Origin of the sequence: Streptosporangium sp. NPDC051022, assembly GCF_040683035.1 — a bacterium.
Taxonomy (GTDB): Bacteria; Actinomycetota; Actinomycetes; order Streptosporangiales; family Streptosporangiaceae; genus Streptosporangium.
The window spans coordinates 150,356-164,941 of the sequence record NZ_JBFBCF010000015.1; the positions used below are offsets into that span (position 1 = coordinate 150,356).

A 14,586-nucleotide genomic window follows, 5' to 3' on the forward strand; every position below is an offset into this window, starting at 1 on the left:
GTGAATCACACCGGGCTGTCACGGAGAAGTGTGATGCGCGGGGACAGGAGAGCGCCGGTGCGGTTCATGTCGGGGAATCGCAAGGACCGCAGGGCATCCGGCAAGCTGCCGCGATCCCATTGCTCCTTCTGATGATGCGAGCACCGGCAGGCGATCGACCGGGTCGGGCTTCGGCGGTGCAGGCCCTCGAACGGGAGTGTGACGGCGGCCCTTGAACGAGATGAGAAGGAGACAGCGGACATGAGCACCGTGCCATTGTTCGGAATCGTGATCGGAGCGGTGTTCATCGCGACCAGCATCCGTGTCATCACCGTCGGGCAGTGGCTGCTGCGGCACGGGACGCGGGTGCCGGGCGTCGTCGTGGGACTGCGCCGGTCCGGCGGCGGCAAGGGCGTGTACTACCCCACACTGCGCTTCCAGACGGTGCAGGGCTCCGTGGTGGAGACCGAGTCGGATCTGGGCTCCAACCCGTCGCCAGTCCGTCCGGGCCAGCAGGTCATGGTGGTCTACGACCCCGCGCGACCCCAGCGTGTCCGTCTGGACGGGGCGGGCGGCAGCGGTGTGCTTCACGGCGTGCTGTTCCTGATCGTCGGGGCGGTCGTCCTGGTGGTCTCCCTGTTTTTCGCGGTCAGTTCCTGGTTGTGAGGACGGGAGCGGACATCACCGGCATCCGTTCGGGCCGATGAGTTTTCGCGGCATGGCGCCTCCGTATCTGTAGACGGACCGGAATGACGCGGGCTGCGCAGGTCGCATCCACGGAGATCAGGAGGTGTCGTTCAGATGGGCGAGACGCATGTGGTGCGGTACACGACCCGGGCCGACGCGGCGGCGGAGAATCAGCGGCTGGTGGAGCGGATGTTCCTGTCAAACCCGCATTAGCCCAGACCTACTGCCGGAAGTGAATCGCTGCCACCGGCAATATCTGTACAAAGTACCCAACGGCTACTGCGGTACCGGCGGCACCAACGTCAAGCCGGGTGACCCATCTCAGCGGGGCGCCTGCCAGACGGGCCTGCTCCCGGCTGAGGAGTAACGTCGAACTTCGCTCGTACGGGTTCACGCCCGGCTTCCGGGAGTGAACCCGTATCCGTCTCACGACTTCGTCGCCCTTCCGCTGATCCGGGTGGGTCGGTGCCGAAGAGCCGGCTGGATGCCCTGTGCGGTGTGGCGTTGTTCGCCTTCTTCGCCGGGATGGCGGGTCAGGGTTCCGCGTGCCGGTCGAGGCCGAGCGTGGCTATGAGGTCCTCGTGGAGCTCGAACCAGACACGATGGCAGGAGTCCACGTCGGTGCGGTCGACCCAGGCGCCCTCCCCGGCTCGTGCGCGCGCCAGGGCCGTGGTGAATCGCGTGTCGTATCCGCGGAACCGCGTGAGGACGCGACCGAGCCGGTCTGCGAGCGGCGTGAGCGCCCGGTCGATGCAGGCGAGCTCGTGGAGCACTCCGGCGTCCCAGGTGGGATCGGAGTGGTCGTTGGCGGCGAGCCGATCGTCGGCGGTGGGCCGGAGTTGCCAGTCGGTGCAGGCTTGTAGCAGGAGAGCGTTCAGCGGGAGGAACTTGCGGTAGACCTCTCGGACCTCGTCGGCGGCGCCGGTGAGTGTGAGCTCGGCCGCGAGCCGGCGCTCGTTCTCGGCCCGGCCCGGTTCGGTCAACGACCAGCCTCCGGTGCCGGCGAAGGAGGTGTGCTCGACCCAGCCACGTGTCTCGGCGTCGCGTAGCACCTCTTTCGTCGTGGCCGCATCGAGACCGTACCGATGAGCGATCACCGGGGTGTCCGCGAAACCGGTGATGCGCACGGCGTGCAGGACCAGGAGGCCGTGCGTGGAGTCGCGCGTCACGAGTCGGCGTCCTGTCGTGCCGTCAGGCGGGTGTAGTGCTGCTGGCATGCCTGCGGGGAGTTGAACCCCATCACGTGCGCCATCTGTGCCCAGGTCAGACCTGCGCTCCGGGCGATGAACAGCAGGGCGGATTCGAGTCCTTCGACCTCGGCTCGTGCGGCGGGCAGGAGGGCGAGCGCGCTCAGGATGTCCTCCGGGGCCAGGTCGGCGTTGCGCCAGACGGCGAACTGTACGAGGTCGACCGCCGACGGCGGGGCGGGCGGAGGGCGCCACGGACGGGCGTCAAGCTCATCCGCGCCCAGGTCGAGAAGACGCTCACGCGCGTCCCGCTCCCATTGGGCCTGGACATGGTCGGCGCGCGTGCCGGGGGCGATGTCGTTCTTGCGTTGCATGCGTCTCAGAATGCACAATCAATAAATTGTTGTCAATCTTCTGTTGAAAGGTGGAGTGTATGATCGTACCCCTTGGGGAGGCCGTCGCCGACACCTGCGGGGGCAAGGCCGGTGCGCTCGGCGCGTTGCTCCGTGCGGGTCTGCCGGTTCCTGACGGCTTCGTCGTCTCGTTCGCCGCCTACCTCGCCGCTGTCCACGACCTGGACCTCGGACGGTTCGCCGACGAGTCGGACGATGTCGACGCGGCGCGGCAGACGATTGAGGCCCGCCCGGTCCAGGCCGCCGTGATCGATGCGCTGGGACGCGCACTGGACGAGCTCGGTGATCCGCCCGTGGCAGTAAGATCATCGGCAGCGAAGGAGGACACCGGTCAGGCATCGGCTGCCGGTCAGCACGAGAGCTTCCTCGCCGTGCACGGACTCGGTGAGGTCGCCAAAGCCGTACGTGCCTGCTGGGCCTCGCTGTTCTCCCCGCGTGCCATCGCCTACCGGGCCGCCTCCGGCTGCGACGACCAACCGTCCGACGATCTTTTGATGGCCGTCATCGTCCAACGCCACCTGGACGCCGAGGTATCCGGGATCATGTTCACCCCTGCGGGCCCGAACGCCGCGACCCGGATCGAGGCGTCCTGGGGCCTCGGCCCCAGCGTCGTCGAGGGCAAGGTCACCCCTGACGCCTACCTGGTCTCCGAGGACGGGTCGGTCACCCGCACCGTCGCAGACAAACAGAAGCGCCTTGACCGGCGCGGCACGCAGCTCGTCGTCCGCGACGTGCCCGTCGCCACCCGGAACCAGCCGACGGTCGACGACGAGACCGCCGCGCAGCTGGCCAAGCTGGGCGAACAGATCGCTGCCGTACTCGGTGGCCCGCAGGACATCGAGTGGGCGATCGCCGACGGCTGCACCTGGGTTCTGCAAGCACGGCCGGTCACCGCCGTACCCCCACCACCGGTACCTCCTTCCGGCGCCTCGGGCATCACAGCCGCCGGACTCACCGGAATGCCGGGTAGCCGCGGGACCGTGACCGGCACCGCGAGGATCGTTCGTGGTTTCGGCGACTTCGCGCGCGTGCGCCCGGGCGACATCCTCGTCTGCCCCTTCACCGACCCTGCCTGGACGCCGCTGCTACGCATCGCCGCCGGCGTCGTCACCGAAACCGGAGGCGTACTCTCCCACGCCGCGATTGTCGCTCGAGAGCACGGCATCCCCGCCGTCCTGGGCATCCCGAACGCGACGAGCAGGCTCCGCGACGGCACCGTCATCACCGTCGACGGCACCACCGGCACCGTCACGGCGACAGACGCGTGATTGATCACTTCCGTCCCTGGCCGCGCGCCGCCAAGCCGACCCCTCCGAGCATCCCGCCGCTGAACCCCCACGTACCGACCGGAAGGAGACGGGGAACGGCCTGCGCAGGCTCCCGCCCCTGACCACACATGACAATTCGACGTCTCTACCTTGCACGCCACGGCGCGGCCGACGCGTTTGGGAAACTCACCGATATCGGGCGTCGGCAGGCGGATCTGCTGGGCGAACGGCTCGCCGGCGTACCGGTCGACGCCGTGTGGCACTCTCCGCTACCACGTGCCATGGCAAGCGCGCACGAACTCGCCCGTTATCTACCGAACGTGCCCGTGACCGAGGCCGCCGAACTCGTCGACCACGTGCCCTACGTTCCCAGCGCGGCCGAAATGCCCCCGTCCTGGGCCGGCTTCTTCGACGGCTACGACGACGCCGAGGCGGCCTCGGGCCAGAGGCTCGCCGAGAGCCTGGTCGCCCGGTTCGCGAAGGTCCCCGACAGGACCGCGAAAGGGACCCGGCTCCACACACACGAGGTCCTGGTGACACACGCCTACCCGATCGCGTGGCTGGTACGGCACGCACTGGACGCGCCGCCATCCCGGTGGCTCGGGTTGAACAGCGCCAACACCGCACTGACGGTCATCGAGTACCGCAACGGCCTGCCGCCCACGATCGTGATGTTCAACGACATGAGCCACCTCCCGCCCGACCTACGCTGGACCGGATTCCCCGAAGGCATCAGGCCGTGAGGTAGCTCCCACTGCCCGTACGCGCCTCCCTCGGCTACGTGACGCGAACCGCTGATTCTTCGAGACCCCTGTGGGCCGGTCCTGTGTCAGGCCTGCTCCGGGGGTTCGTTGCCTGGGCGTGAGCCGTACCGTCTGTGCGGTTTCGCCGGCACCTTTTCGCCGATCCAGTCGATCCAGGTGAGTCGGCGAAGCACTGATCACATTCGGTCAGGAGTTCCAGGCCGGGCAGGCTCAGCGGAACGTGCGCCGGTATGTGTGAGGGCTGACGCCTGTGACCCGCTTGAAGCGATCGCGGAAGGCGGTGGAGGAGGCGAAACCGACCTGGGCGCCGATGCGTTCGACGGTGTGGCCGGTGGTTTCCAGCAGCATGCCCTGCGCGCGCTCCAACACGGAACGAAGCGGGAGGCCGCTTCATGGCGATCCCCGAGAAAGGATCACGGCTCGGGCTCCGTCGACGCTGCGGCGGCGGGTCCAAGCGGGATTTGTGTCAAGGAGTTGCCACAAGTTGTCGGATCGGACAGGATTTGTATCATCTGGTTGCTACAAAGGAGCTGGCATGGGTCCTGTGATCCCCCTTACCCTGGCGGTGCTGCTGGTGCCGGTCGCCGCACTCCTTGCTGTACTGATATCGCTGAACCGCGTGGTCTCAGTGCTGGCCGGCGGCGATCTGTCTGTGCTGCGCGTAACCACGACACGGCTCCTCTGGGCGCGGCTTGGCGGGCTGGTGGTCGGCCTCGCGGCCTCCTGGCTCGTGTTGAGCTGGGACGGCCTCGGACGGGGGCCGATGCTGGCCGCCCCCGCCCTGGGCATCGGCCTGCTGCTGGGCACGTTGGCGGGAGAGCTCGCCGCGCCACGTCCCCACGGGCCGATCCGGGGTGCGTCACTGGAGATCAGAAGGGCGCGTGACTATCTGCCCGGGTTCTCGGCGCGGCTGGCCGGCGCCCTCTCGCTGGTGACCGTCCTGCTGCTGTCCGCCACCTCCGTCACGGCGAGCGCCGACGACCTGGGGCGTGCAGGGCGGGAACTGGCCATGACCAGCCCCGACGGCAGCGTGCGCAGCGTGACCGGTCCGTGGCCCGGCTGGTTCTACGCGTGGCCCATGCTGGCCGTGCTCGCGACCGCGTTTCTACTCTCCGCGTTGGTGGTGCATCGCGTCGTGCAGCGTGGACGCCCGGGTCTCGACGCGGCGGCGAGAGCCGTGGACGACGTGCAGCGCGCCCATACCGCCCGCGTGGTCACCGCGGCCTACGGCCTCTGCGTGGCCCTGCCGCTGACCGGTGTCGTGGTCTTCGCCGCGGAAGCCCTCTTCAGACAGAGCGATTTCGCCGGCTGGGCCGCGCCCGCGGCGTTCGCCCTCCTGGGGATCGCGGTCTTCGCCGCGGGCTCCGCCATCTGGTACCTGGCCGAGTTGCTCTCCCGGCCGATGATCAGAGCCTCATGATCGAGGTCGATGTCACCAGCCCCTCACCGCCGTACGAGCAGATCCGGGCGCGGTTCGCAGAGCTGATCAGGTGCGGGGTGCTGGCCGTCGGCACCCGGCTCCCTCCGGTTCGCCAGCTCGCCGCCGACCTTGGCCTGGCGGCGGGTACGGTGGCGCGGGCGTACAAGGAGCTGGAGCAAGCCGGATATGTCACCGGAAAACGCGGCGGCGGCACCCGGGTTCTGCTGCAATCCGAACCTCGGACGGCGCGAGCGGAGCTGATCAGGGGCCACGCCCGCGCCTACCTCGCCGAGGTGATCCGCCTTGGTGGATCCGCTGAGGAAGCGATCGCCGCCCTGTCCGACGCGGCCGCGGCCCACCACCCAGGCGAGGTCGCGGACCGTGAGCGGCTCGATCTCCCTGGGGCGGGGATGTCATAGGGAGCTGGTGGAGACCGTCGCGTAGCGGGGGCGGCCTTTCGGGCTGCGGTGCTCACGCGGGCCGCCGGGCGGGTGCGATACGCGGGTGGCCACCGGCCGGCCGGGGTGGTTCTGCCGGACCACCCCGGTCGCCGGACCACCCCGGTCGCCGGACCACCTCGGTCGCCGGACCCCCTTCCCGCGGGGCCGCCGCGGGGTCAGGCGCAGTTCCAGCGGATGCCCTGCCACTGGCCGCCCCAGCGCGTCCACTGCCAGGTGTAGGAGTGGCGGTCGGTGAGGACCGTGCAACGGGGGTCGGGCCCGCGCCGCTTGACCTGGAAGGAGATCGTGTAGCCGCAGTTGTTGGTGACCCTGACGCTCTGCGTGACCCGGCCGGTCCAGTGCTCGACCTTGGCGCACCCCATGGCGGCGCCGCTGAAGGCCGTCTGCGCGAGGGCCGCCTGCGAGTGAACCGTCTGCGCGGAGGCCGCCTGTGCAGGAGCCGCCTGTGCGGGGGCCGTGCTGAGGGCGCCGAGCGAAAGGGCCCCGGCCACGATTGCGGTGCTGAGTTTGATCATGTTGTTCATGTCTTCCTCCCTGTTCGATTGGTACGGGAGGAAGGTAGGCCGGGGCGTGTTGAGAATTTGTTGAGGATTCGTCAGGTCCCGGAGCCGCCCTGCGGGAGGTGTCCTTCCCGATCGCCGCGCCGTCCGGTGGCAGGCGTGCCGGTGCGGGCACCGTGGAAGCTTCCCGGTGGCGGGTGAAAGCGTGGCGGCCGACTCAACGGCTCGGTGATCCACCGGGGGAGACAGTTCGTTCTACGAATTGTAAGGCATTTGAATGTTACCCTGAACGCGTGGGAAAGCGTGATGATGGACAGATCGGAGCGGTGGCCGCGCTGGTGCGGTCCGCGTTCCTGGTGAACGCCGTGTACACCGAGTCCGCCAGGGAGTACGGCCTCACCTCGCAGCAGGGGCAGTTGCTGTGCGTGCTGATGGCGCAGCCGTACGGCATGAGCGAGCTGGGCGCGATGCTGGGGCTGGCCAAGTCGAGCCTCACCGGCCTGGTGGACCGCACCGAGCGCAACGGCCTGGTCCGGCGCACGCCGGATCCGCAGGACTCGCGTGCGGTGCGGATCGCGCTCACCAGGAAGGGGGGCGGGCTCGCGGAGGAGTTCTATGCCGAGACCTGCAGGCGGGTCGAGAACCTGACGGCGGGGCTCGCCGACGCCGACCGTGACACGCTCGCCGGCCTGCTCGGCCGCGTCGTGCTGGACAACAAGGTCCCCGTGGTCTTTCTGGAGCCCGGCGAGGGGGCGCACTCCGAACACGGGCGTTGAAATCACCCCGGGTTGCAGTTCGTGACACGAACTAATATGGTTCGTGTCACGAACTCAAGCTCTTTTGTTGATCGGGGTGTGCATCATGGGTCGTACGGTTGTGGTCATCGGCGGCGGTTACGGGGGGTCGGCACTCGCCAAGGCACTGGCCGCCGAGGCCGAGGTCGTCCTCATCGATCCCCGGGACGCGTTCGTCAACACGGCGGGGTCGCTGCGGACGCTGACCCGGCCCGACTGGGGGAGCAACATGTTCTTCCCCTACGCCGGGTTCCTGACCGGGGGCACGGTGATCCGCGACCGTGCGGTTTCCGTGGATTCCGGCGGCGTCACCCTGGCCTCGGGTGAGCGGATCGAGGCGGCCTATCTGGTTCTGGCCACTGGGTCCAGCTACGCCTACCCGGCCAAGCCCACCGCCGACTCCACCGGGCAGATCTTGGACGATCTCCGCCTGACCCACAAGGAGCTGGCCGGTGCCGAGCGGGTGCTGGTCCTGGGCGCGGGGCCGGTCGGTCTGGAGCTGGCCGGGGAGATCAAGGAGGTCTGGCCGCACAAGCATGTGACCATCGTCGACCCGGCCGAGCGGTTGCTGCCCGCGTTCGAGCCGGAGCTGCGTCATGACCTGCACCGCCAGCTCGACGAGCTCGGCGTCCACCTGCGGCTGGGCACCGATCTGACCGCGCCGCCGACCACCGGGCCCGGCCAGGCCGAGACCTTCACCGTCACCACCGTCGGCGGGGAGGAGATCACCGCCGACATCTGGTTCCGTGCCTACGGTGTGCGCGTCAACAGCGACTACCTCGCCGACGGCCGGCTCACCGCCCGCACCCCGCAGGGGCAGGTCCCGGTCACCGAGACGCTCAACGTCCGCGGATACGACCACGTCTACGCGATCGGCGACATCACCGACGTCCCCGAGAGCAAGAGGGCCGGGAACGCCATGCAGCACGCCGAGGTGGTGGCGCGCAACATCATCGCCCAACTGCACGGCGAGCGGCCCACGGCCACCTACCTGCCCCAGCCCCACCCCATGATCCTGCTCCCGCTGGGACCGCGTGGCGGGGTCGGCCAGCTGCCCACCCCCGACGGTCCGGCGGTCGTCCCGGCGGAGACGGTGTCGGCGTACAAGGGCGCCGACCTGTTCACCGGCCGCTTCACCGAACAGTTCGGGTCCCCCTGAAGGGGGCATATGTGAGACACCCCCACCCTGGCCACGCCGGCCGCTCCGTGTCCCGGCTCGTCCTGGGCACCGTCCGCGACCGATGAACCGCCGGGCCGAGCCGGAGGTGCTGCCCGCCGCGTTCCCGCCGTCCGCGCCGAACGGGGCCGAACCCGCACCCGAGGCGTACGTCTGGTGATCAGGAAACGACCAGGAACTTCGAAAGGAAAGGCAGAACCTTGTCCGGACATGACGTCGTCTTCGGCTTCGGCGCGCACAGCGGCATCGACGAGGCCCCGGAGCTGCTGCGCATGGTTCAGCAGGCCGACAGTGACGGGCTCGACCTCTTCTCGCTGTCGGACCATCCCTACCTCGGCGAACGGCTGGACGCCTACGCCGCACTCGGCTTCATCCTCGGACGTACGCGGCACATCGCCGGCCTCGTCAACGTCACCAACCTGCCGACCCGGCCCGCTCCCATGCTGGCCAGGACCGCGACGTCGCTGTCGGCGCTGTCCGGCGGTCGCGTCGTGCTCGGCATGGGCGCGGGCGGGTTGTGGGACCGGATCTCCGGCATGGGCGTGCCCCGGCTGTCGCCAGGTGCTGCCGTGGACGCCTTCGAGGAGGCGATCGTCCTGATCAAGAAGCTGTCGGGCGGTGGACCGCCGGTCACCTACCAGGGCCGTCACTACCAGGTGCACCGGATCGAACCCGCTCCCGTGGCCGCGCCTCCCGTGTGGACGGGATCGAACGGACCGAAATCCCTGGCCGCCACCGGCAGAGTGGCCGACGGCTGGATTCCCGGCCACGCGGCGGACTGGCTCAGCGAGCGCTACCGGACCTCGCGGCCGGTCATCGACGAGGCGGCGACGGCCGCGGGCCGGGATCCGCGCGAGATCCGTACGGTCTACAACTTCCCCGGCCGCATCACCGACCGGCCACTGCCCGCCACCCGTGACCACGATGGCCGATGGGTTGGCGGCTCGGTCGGCCAGTGGGTCGAGGAACTGACCGGAGCCGTGCTGGAGCACGACGCGTCGGGCTTCGTCCTCTTCTCGGCCGATCAAGACGCCCCGGACCTCGTCACCCTCGGCCGCTGGGCCAGGGAGATCGTCCCGGCCGTACGCGAAGCGATCACGAAGGAGAACGGCTGAGGCCGGTCTCTCGTCACTCCGTTCCCGGTCGTCCTGGTCACCCGTGACACGCGATCCATGCCCGGTGAACCAAGAGCCGGGAACACCGGCGGGTGACGCGCTCCAGAAAGGCCGCGGGACCGGCTTGATGGTGCGCCGTACTGAGGAACCGGAGCCAAAGGCGGGGCGTTCCTCTTGTAGCTCATGCACCCATCCGCCCCGCTTGCCCATGCCGAGGAGCAGAGATGGTCGATCCGAGTGTCGCCTATCGGTTGGAGATCGTTAGGTGGCACATATCGCGTACTGAAGCTCAGCGATCCGGACTGTGGACTCGTGCGGCAGCGGTTCTGAGCGCCAACACTTTGGTGATCGCCGGTGCCGCGCTGATGTTGACTCTCGGAACCAGATCATCGGGCGGCAGTCTGATCGCCGCGTTGGTGGCGCTTGTTTTCGTTCTCGTCTCGACCTTTGAGGTCATGCGCCTGATCGCAGCCGTCAGAGAGTGGGGTAGAAGCTTTCCAGCGGCGGACTCTCCAACGCCTCTGATCTTTTGCATGTCGGATACGGTACAGGCCTTGGAGACGTTCGCCGGCTTTCGGAAGATCGTTGAAGCCTGGACGCCGGAAAAAGAGCTGGCTGCAGGAATATCGGAGCTGTGGAGGCTCAGCGTGCTCCACAGAAACCGCATATATCAGCTTAGGCGGGCGGCTCGTTGGCTCATATTGAGCATAGTTTCCCTGGTGATCTCCGGGGCTCTCGCCGTGCTCGCCTTATGGCCCGGCTTCTAGATCCGGCCAAGGCCGGGAACCGGCCACACGCTTTCAGTCAGATGTGCCCGCGATGGTGCCGGCGCGAGGCCTTCGCGATGTTTCCGGTGACGCATTTCGCCGCGTTTCATCGCGTGGCTCACGACGGGTTCAGGTGTCCGCCGGGAAATCATGGGCGACCGCGATCAGGGCGTCCGGCTGTATCCGGGCGATGGCGTTCAGGCTGATCGTCCACAAACTCTCACACAGTGCCCACGCCACGAGACGCCGGGCGTGAACGGGCTCCACGAACTCGGCCAGCCCGACCAGGGCCAGGGCCCGATCACGGCGGCCGGGAATGGATCGGGCGAAGGTTTCGGCCCGGTCGAGATCGCCGGACTCCGCCATTACGACCACCAGCCTTGCCGAGGCTGAGACGTACCCATGGAGCTCGTCGGCGGCTCGATCGAGGGTTTCGGCGCGGTCGAAGTCGCCGGCCTCCGCCACCGCGACCGCCAGCTCGGTCAGAGCCGCCGCCTGCTGGTCGTAGGAGTCGGTGGCGGATCGGCTGTGGGGCTCGGCCTCTTCGATGAGCCGGCGCGCCCGGTCGAGGTCGCCGGACTTCGCCGCCGCGGCCGCCAGCCCGGCCAGAGCCTGGGCTCGCTCGTGGGCGACGGTGATGGATCGGGTGAGCTCTTCGGCATGATCGAAGTCACCGAGTTTCACCACCGCGGCCGTCAGCTCGCCCAGGGCTGTGGCCTGATCACGAGAGTCGGTAATGGCGCGGATGAGGGGCTCGGCTGTTTCGGTGAGCCGGCGCGCCCGGTCGAGGTCGCCCGACTCCGCCACCGTGGTCGCCAGCCCGGCCAGGGCTCTGACCTGTCGGCCGGGGTCGGTGATGGACCGTGCGAGCCTTTCGGCGCGGTCGCGGTCGCCGATTTTCGCCACCGTGGGCGTCAGCTCGGCCAACATCGAGGCCTGTCCAGAGTGGTCGGTGATGGATCGTGCGATGCTCTCGGCTGTTTCGGCGAGCAGGCGTGCCCGGTCGGGGTCGGCGAGCTCCGCCGCCGCGGTCGCCAGCTCGGCCAGAGCCAGGCTCCGCTGGTAGAGGTTGGCGATGGATCCTGTGAGGGCCTCGGCTGTTTCGGTGAGCCGGCGCGCCTGGTCGAGATCACCGAGTTTCGCCACCGTGGTCGCCAGCTCGGTCAGAGCCCAGGATCGCTGGTAGGGGTCGGTGATGGACTGCGCGAGGGTCTCGGTCTCCTCTGCGAGCCGGTGTGCGCGGTCGGAGTCGCCGGACTCCGCCGCCGTGGTCGCCAGGCTGGTCAGGGCTCTGGCCTGTGACTTGGGGTCGGTGATGGATCGGATGAGGGTCTCGGCTCGGTCGGGGTCGCCGGACTCCGTCACCGTGGTCGCCAGGCCGGCCAGGGCTCTGGCCTGTGACTTGGGGTCGGTGATGGATCGGATGAGGGTCTCGGCACGGTCGGGGTCGCCGGACTCCGCCACCGCGGCCGCCAACTCGGCCAGAGCCCAGGCCTGTTGATCGGGATAAGTGGCGGACCGTGCGATTGTTTCGGCGCGGTCGAGGTCGCCGGCCTCCGCCGCCGTGGTCACCAGCCCGGCCAGAGCCCAGGATCGCTGGGAGGGGTCGGTGATGGACTGCGCGAGGGTCTCGGTCTCCTCGGCGAGCCGGTGTGCGCGGTCGAGGTCGCCGAGCTCCGCCGCCGTGGTCGCCAGCCCGGCCAGAACCGAGGATCGGTCGTAGGGGTCGAGGACAGATCGTGTGAGAATCTCCGCCTGCTCGGCGAGTCGGCGAGAGCGGTCCAGGTCACCGGCTTTCGCCGCGGGAATCGCCAGCCACCCCAGGACGGCGGCCTGCTCGGAGGGGTCGGTGATGGAACATGCGATTGTTTCGGCGCGGTCGAGATCGCCGAACCGCGCTGCCAGGGTCGCCAGCTCGGCCAGGGCTCCGGCATGCCACCTGGGGTCGCTGATGGCCCATACGAAGGTCTCGAGCGTTTCGGCGAGTTGACGTGCTCGACCGAGGTCACCGGACTGTTTCACCGCGGTCGCCAACGCGGCCAGAGCCTCGACCTGTGTCACGGGATCGGTGATGGTCCGTGCGAGGGTCTCTGTCTCGTCGGCGAGTCGGCGTGCCCGGTCGAGGTCGCCGGACTCCGCCACGGTGACCACCAGCCCGGCCAGAGCGCTGACCTGTCGAGAGGAGGAGGTGATGGATCGCGCGAGTGCTTCGGCACGGCCGGTGTGTCCGAGCCTGGCCCATACCGTAGGCAGTTCGGCGGGAACGTTGTCATTGCGGTCGGTCAACCGGGCACGAGCGATGGCCAGGCGCAGCAGCTTCAACAGGTCCGGGGCGGCCTGGTCGCGGATCACGTGCTGAATCGTGGTGATCTCGGTGAGAGCCCCGGCGTCACCACCGGTGACGTCCAGCATTCGATCATGACGAGCCCGGTCGGCGGCGATGACGGCCATCCGGTCGTGATCGTTCGTGCTCTGCAGGAGGCGGTAGTACCCGCGCAGAAGATACCCGGGGGTTCCCGGAGGCCAGCCGCGATCACGGTAACCGTCGGCCCAGGCGTGCAACCGTCGCCGATACTCCTCCAGCCGCGCGTCGCCGAGGTATCGGACGGCGGTGTTCTGAAGTTCCTCGTGCGCCAGCACGTACACCACCGGTGACGCGGTCGGCTGCCACTGGCTGACCCGGGCGGCGAAGGTCCGGCCCGACACGGCGTACAGGTATTCCTCGACATCGGTGCCGGGCAGACGGGTGAGTTCCGCGAGGTCCGGACCGCTCAGGCCGCCGCCGGCCGCGACGACCAGGCCGAGCAGGCCCTGCTCGGTCGGGCTCCCATGGAGCAGCCGTTTCAGTTCCCGCTCCGCGTCCGCCCTGATCACCTGGGCGTCCCGCGATTTCCTCAGCGGGCGCACGATACGAGGGTCACGCAGCGGATGGTCATCTGGGACGTCCGACGGCACCGGGGGATGAGGCCGTCCGGCGACGATCACCCGCGCCCCTTCGGGGAGGTCTGAGGGGAGCAGTGCCGCGATGCTGTACGCCTCCGGGCCGACGACCACCCCCCGGTCCTCGTCCAGGCCGTCGACGACCAACGCCAACGACCCGCCCTCCGCCCGGCAGATCCGCGCCGCGCGCTCGAACAGGTCCAGGAGGTGAGCCTCCTTGAGGGCGTCGGTCAGGAACGTCGGCAGCGACTCGCCGACCACCTCGGCCAGCTGTTCCAGCACCGCGTCGACGAACGCGCCCCGATCGCTCTGCCCCGCGAAACGCGCCGTGATGAAGAACGACACCACCCGCACCCCGGGGGGAGGGTTGAGCACGAACCATGACAGCAACGCCGACTTGCCCGCCCACGCGGGAGCCTGCCACCACGCGAACGCGCGCTCATCGGCGGCCGTGCAGAACGCCGCAAGCTCCGCCAACTCCCCGTCCCGCCCCAGCAACCGCCGCGGGGCGATCCGTCGCACCTGTTGCCGATACGCCGATCGGGCCGCGGGAGCGGGAGCGGAGAAGAGGTTGATGTCGCCATTGTTGACGCCGCTGATCGCCACCCCGCCGCCGACGGCCTTGGCGTCCCCGCTGTGCCTGGCCGTACTTCTCAGCGATCCACCACTCTTCGGCGATCCAGCACCGAACATCGACACGCCCGCCTCATCGATCTCTCGCATCCACCCGGTCAGGTCAGACGGACGCCACTGGTGGCCTCTCCGCCCTCGGAGGCATCGGCGTCTCCGGTCCTCTCAACGACGATCTCTCCCGCCGCGGCGGCGACCGTCCCGCTCACCCCGGTCACCGCCTGGCCTCCGGGGCCGGAGACCGCCTTACCCGTGCCGGAGACCCGGATCCTCGTCCCCGTTCCCGATGGCGTCGCCGGCAGTGCCGCCCACACCGCGATCCCCACCGCGGCCAGCGCCGCCAGCGCGGACACCGAGGTCGCGATCCGGTTGGCCTGTTCCCACTGGACCACGGCGAACACGACACCGAACACCGCCACGACCACGCATGTGACCGCGAGTACTCCACGCCGTGCGCCCATCTCGTCATCATCTCTCATGACGA

At 69.0% G+C, this 14,586-nt stretch carries 15 protein-coding genes; 9 read left to right on the forward strand and 6 right to left on the reverse strand.

Features of this window, described 5'->3' with window-relative positions; translation table 11 throughout:
• The first annotated feature begins 240 nt into the window (after positions 1–240).
• Positions 241–645: a DUF3592 domain-containing protein gene (locus AB0N02_RS24315; RefSeq protein WP_363950548.1), complete on the forward strand. Its 405-nt coding sequence runs from the start codon at positions 241–243 to the stop codon at positions 643–645.
• 554 nt (positions 646–1,199) lie between these two features.
• Here the strand turns inward: AB0N02_RS24315 and AB0N02_RS24320 are convergent.
• On the reverse strand, positions 1,200–1,835 hold the full coding sequence (locus AB0N02_RS24320) for a transcriptional regulator (RefSeq protein ID WP_363950550.1): 636 nt from the start codon (positions 1,833–1,835) through the stop codon (positions 1,200–1,202).
• Positions 1,832–2,227, reverse strand: a complete 396-nt coding sequence (locus tag AB0N02_RS24325; RefSeq protein ID WP_363950552.1) for a DNA-binding protein — start codon at positions 2,225–2,227, stop codon at positions 1,832–1,834. The genes AB0N02_RS24320 and AB0N02_RS24325 overlap by 4 nt, the downstream gene beginning before the upstream one ends.
• A 59-nt stretch (positions 2,228–2,286) precedes the next feature.
• Here AB0N02_RS24325 and AB0N02_RS24330 point away from each other — a divergent pair, with 59 nt between their 5' ends.
• Positions 2,287–3,534: a PEP/pyruvate-binding domain-containing protein gene (locus tag AB0N02_RS24330; RefSeq protein ID WP_363950554.1), complete on the forward strand. Its 1,248-nt coding sequence runs from the start codon at positions 2,287–2,289 to the stop codon at positions 3,532–3,534.
• A gap of 128 nt (positions 3,535–3,662) precedes the next feature.
• Entirely contained in the window at positions 3,663–4,277 is a 615-nt protein-coding gene (locus AB0N02_RS24335; protein WP_363950556.1) for a histidine phosphatase family protein, read from the forward strand.
• A 231-nt stretch (positions 4,278–4,508) separates the two neighbouring features.
• Here AB0N02_RS24335 and AB0N02_RS24340 read toward each other — a convergent pair whose 3' ends face one another.
• Complete coding sequence (locus AB0N02_RS24340) at positions 4,509–4,667, reverse strand: helix-turn-helix domain-containing protein (RefSeq protein WP_363950558.1); 159 nt, start codon at positions 4,665–4,667, stop codon at positions 4,509–4,511.
• Positions 4,668–4,833: 166 nt separating this feature from the next.
• Between AB0N02_RS24340 and AB0N02_RS24345 the strand changes: the two genes are divergently transcribed.
• Both AB0N02_RS24345 and AB0N02_RS24350 read left to right on the forward strand, forming a co-directional pair.
• Entirely contained in the window at positions 4,834–5,718 is an 885-nt protein-coding gene (locus AB0N02_RS24345) for a hypothetical protein (RefSeq protein WP_363950561.1), read from the forward strand.
• Complete coding sequence (locus tag AB0N02_RS24350) at positions 5,715–6,137, forward strand: GntR family transcriptional regulator (RefSeq protein WP_363950565.1); 423 nt, start codon at positions 5,715–5,717, stop codon at positions 6,135–6,137. Before AB0N02_RS24345 ends, AB0N02_RS24350 begins: the two co-directional genes overlap by 4 nt.
• A gap of 197 nt (positions 6,138–6,334) precedes the next feature.
• Here AB0N02_RS24350 and AB0N02_RS24355 read toward each other — a convergent pair whose 3' ends face one another.
• Positions 6,335–6,703: a hypothetical protein gene (locus AB0N02_RS24355; RefSeq protein ID WP_363950568.1), complete on the reverse strand. Its 369-nt coding sequence runs from the start codon at positions 6,701–6,703 to the stop codon at positions 6,335–6,337.
• A 269-nt stretch (positions 6,704–6,972) separates the two neighbouring features.
• On the opposite strand from AB0N02_RS24355, the gene AB0N02_RS24360 reads away from it, so the two are divergent.
• From AB0N02_RS24360 to AB0N02_RS24375, 4 genes are all read left to right on the forward strand, one after another.
• On the forward strand, positions 6,973–7,455 hold the full coding sequence (locus AB0N02_RS24360) for a MarR family transcriptional regulator (RefSeq protein ID WP_363950571.1): 483 nt from the start codon (positions 6,973–6,975) through the stop codon (positions 7,453–7,455).
• 85 nt (positions 7,456–7,540) lie between these two features.
• Positions 7,541–8,632, forward strand: coding sequence for an FAD-dependent oxidoreductase (locus AB0N02_RS24365; RefSeq protein ID WP_363950574.1), 1,092 nt, complete (start codon positions 7,541–7,543; stop codon positions 8,630–8,632).
• 218 nt (positions 8,633–8,850) lie between these two features.
• Positions 8,851–9,765: an LLM class flavin-dependent oxidoreductase gene (locus AB0N02_RS24370; RefSeq protein ID WP_363950577.1), complete on the forward strand. Its 915-nt coding sequence runs from the start codon at positions 8,851–8,853 to the stop codon at positions 9,763–9,765.
• Positions 9,766–9,989: 224 nt separating this feature from the next.
• Complete coding sequence (locus AB0N02_RS24375; protein WP_363950580.1) at positions 9,990–10,532, forward strand: hypothetical protein; 543 nt, start codon at positions 9,990–9,992, stop codon at positions 10,530–10,532.
• Between the two features lie 129 nt (positions 10,533–10,661).
• On the opposite strand, the gene AB0N02_RS24380 is transcribed toward AB0N02_RS24375, so the two are convergent.
• The gene (locus tag AB0N02_RS24380; RefSeq protein ID WP_363950583.1) at positions 10,662–14,195 is read right to left on the reverse strand and encodes a hypothetical protein; all 3,534 of its coding nucleotides are present in this window, start codon (positions 14,193–14,195) and stop codon (positions 10,662–10,664) included.
• A gap of 8 nt (positions 14,196–14,203) precedes the next feature.
• Positions 14,204–14,563, reverse strand: a complete 360-nt coding sequence (locus tag AB0N02_RS24385; protein ID WP_363950586.1) for a hypothetical protein — start codon at positions 14,561–14,563, stop codon at positions 14,204–14,206.
• Between the last annotated feature and the right edge of the window lie 23 nt (positions 14,564–14,586).

Bases quoted from the DNA above. Each gene is read 5' to 3' on its own strand.
- AB0N02_RS24385 (WP_363950586.1), bottom strand. From the start codon at position 14,563: ATGGGCGCACGGCGTGGAGTACTCGCGGTCACATGCGTGGTCGTGGCG.
- AB0N02_RS24335 (WP_363950556.1), top strand. From the start codon at position 3,663: ATGACAATTCGACGTCTCTACCTTGCACGCCACGGCGCGGCCGACGCG.
- AB0N02_RS24365 (WP_363950574.1), top strand. From the start codon at position 7,541: ATGGGTCGTACGGTTGTGGTCATCGGCGGCGGTTACGGGGGGTCGGCA.
- AB0N02_RS24315 (WP_363950548.1), top strand. From the start codon at position 241: ATGAGCACCGTGCCATTGTTCGGAATCGTGATCGGAGCGGTGTTCATC.
- AB0N02_RS24380 (WP_363950583.1), bottom strand. From the start codon at position 14,195: ATGCGAGAGATCGATGAGGCGGGCGTGTCGATGTTCGGTGCTGGATCG.
- AB0N02_RS24345 (WP_363950561.1), top strand. From the start codon at position 4,834: ATGGGTCCTGTGATCCCCCTTACCCTGGCGGTGCTGCTGGTGCCGGTC.
- AB0N02_RS24355 (WP_363950568.1), bottom strand. From the start codon at position 6,703: ATGAACAACATGATCAAACTCAGCACCGCAATCGTGGCCGGGGCCCTT.
- AB0N02_RS24325 (WP_363950552.1), bottom strand. From the start codon at position 2,227: ATGCAACGCAAGAACGACATCGCCCCCGGCACGCGCGCCGACCATGTC.
- AB0N02_RS24375 (WP_363950580.1), top strand. From the start codon at position 9,990: ATGGTCGATCCGAGTGTCGCCTATCGGTTGGAGATCGTTAGGTGGCAC.
- AB0N02_RS24350 (WP_363950565.1), top strand. From the start codon at position 5,715: ATGATCGAGGTCGATGTCACCAGCCCCTCACCGCCGTACGAGCAGATC.
- AB0N02_RS24330 (WP_363950554.1), top strand. From the start codon at position 2,287: ATGATCGTACCCCTTGGGGAGGCCGTCGCCGACACCTGCGGGGGCAAG.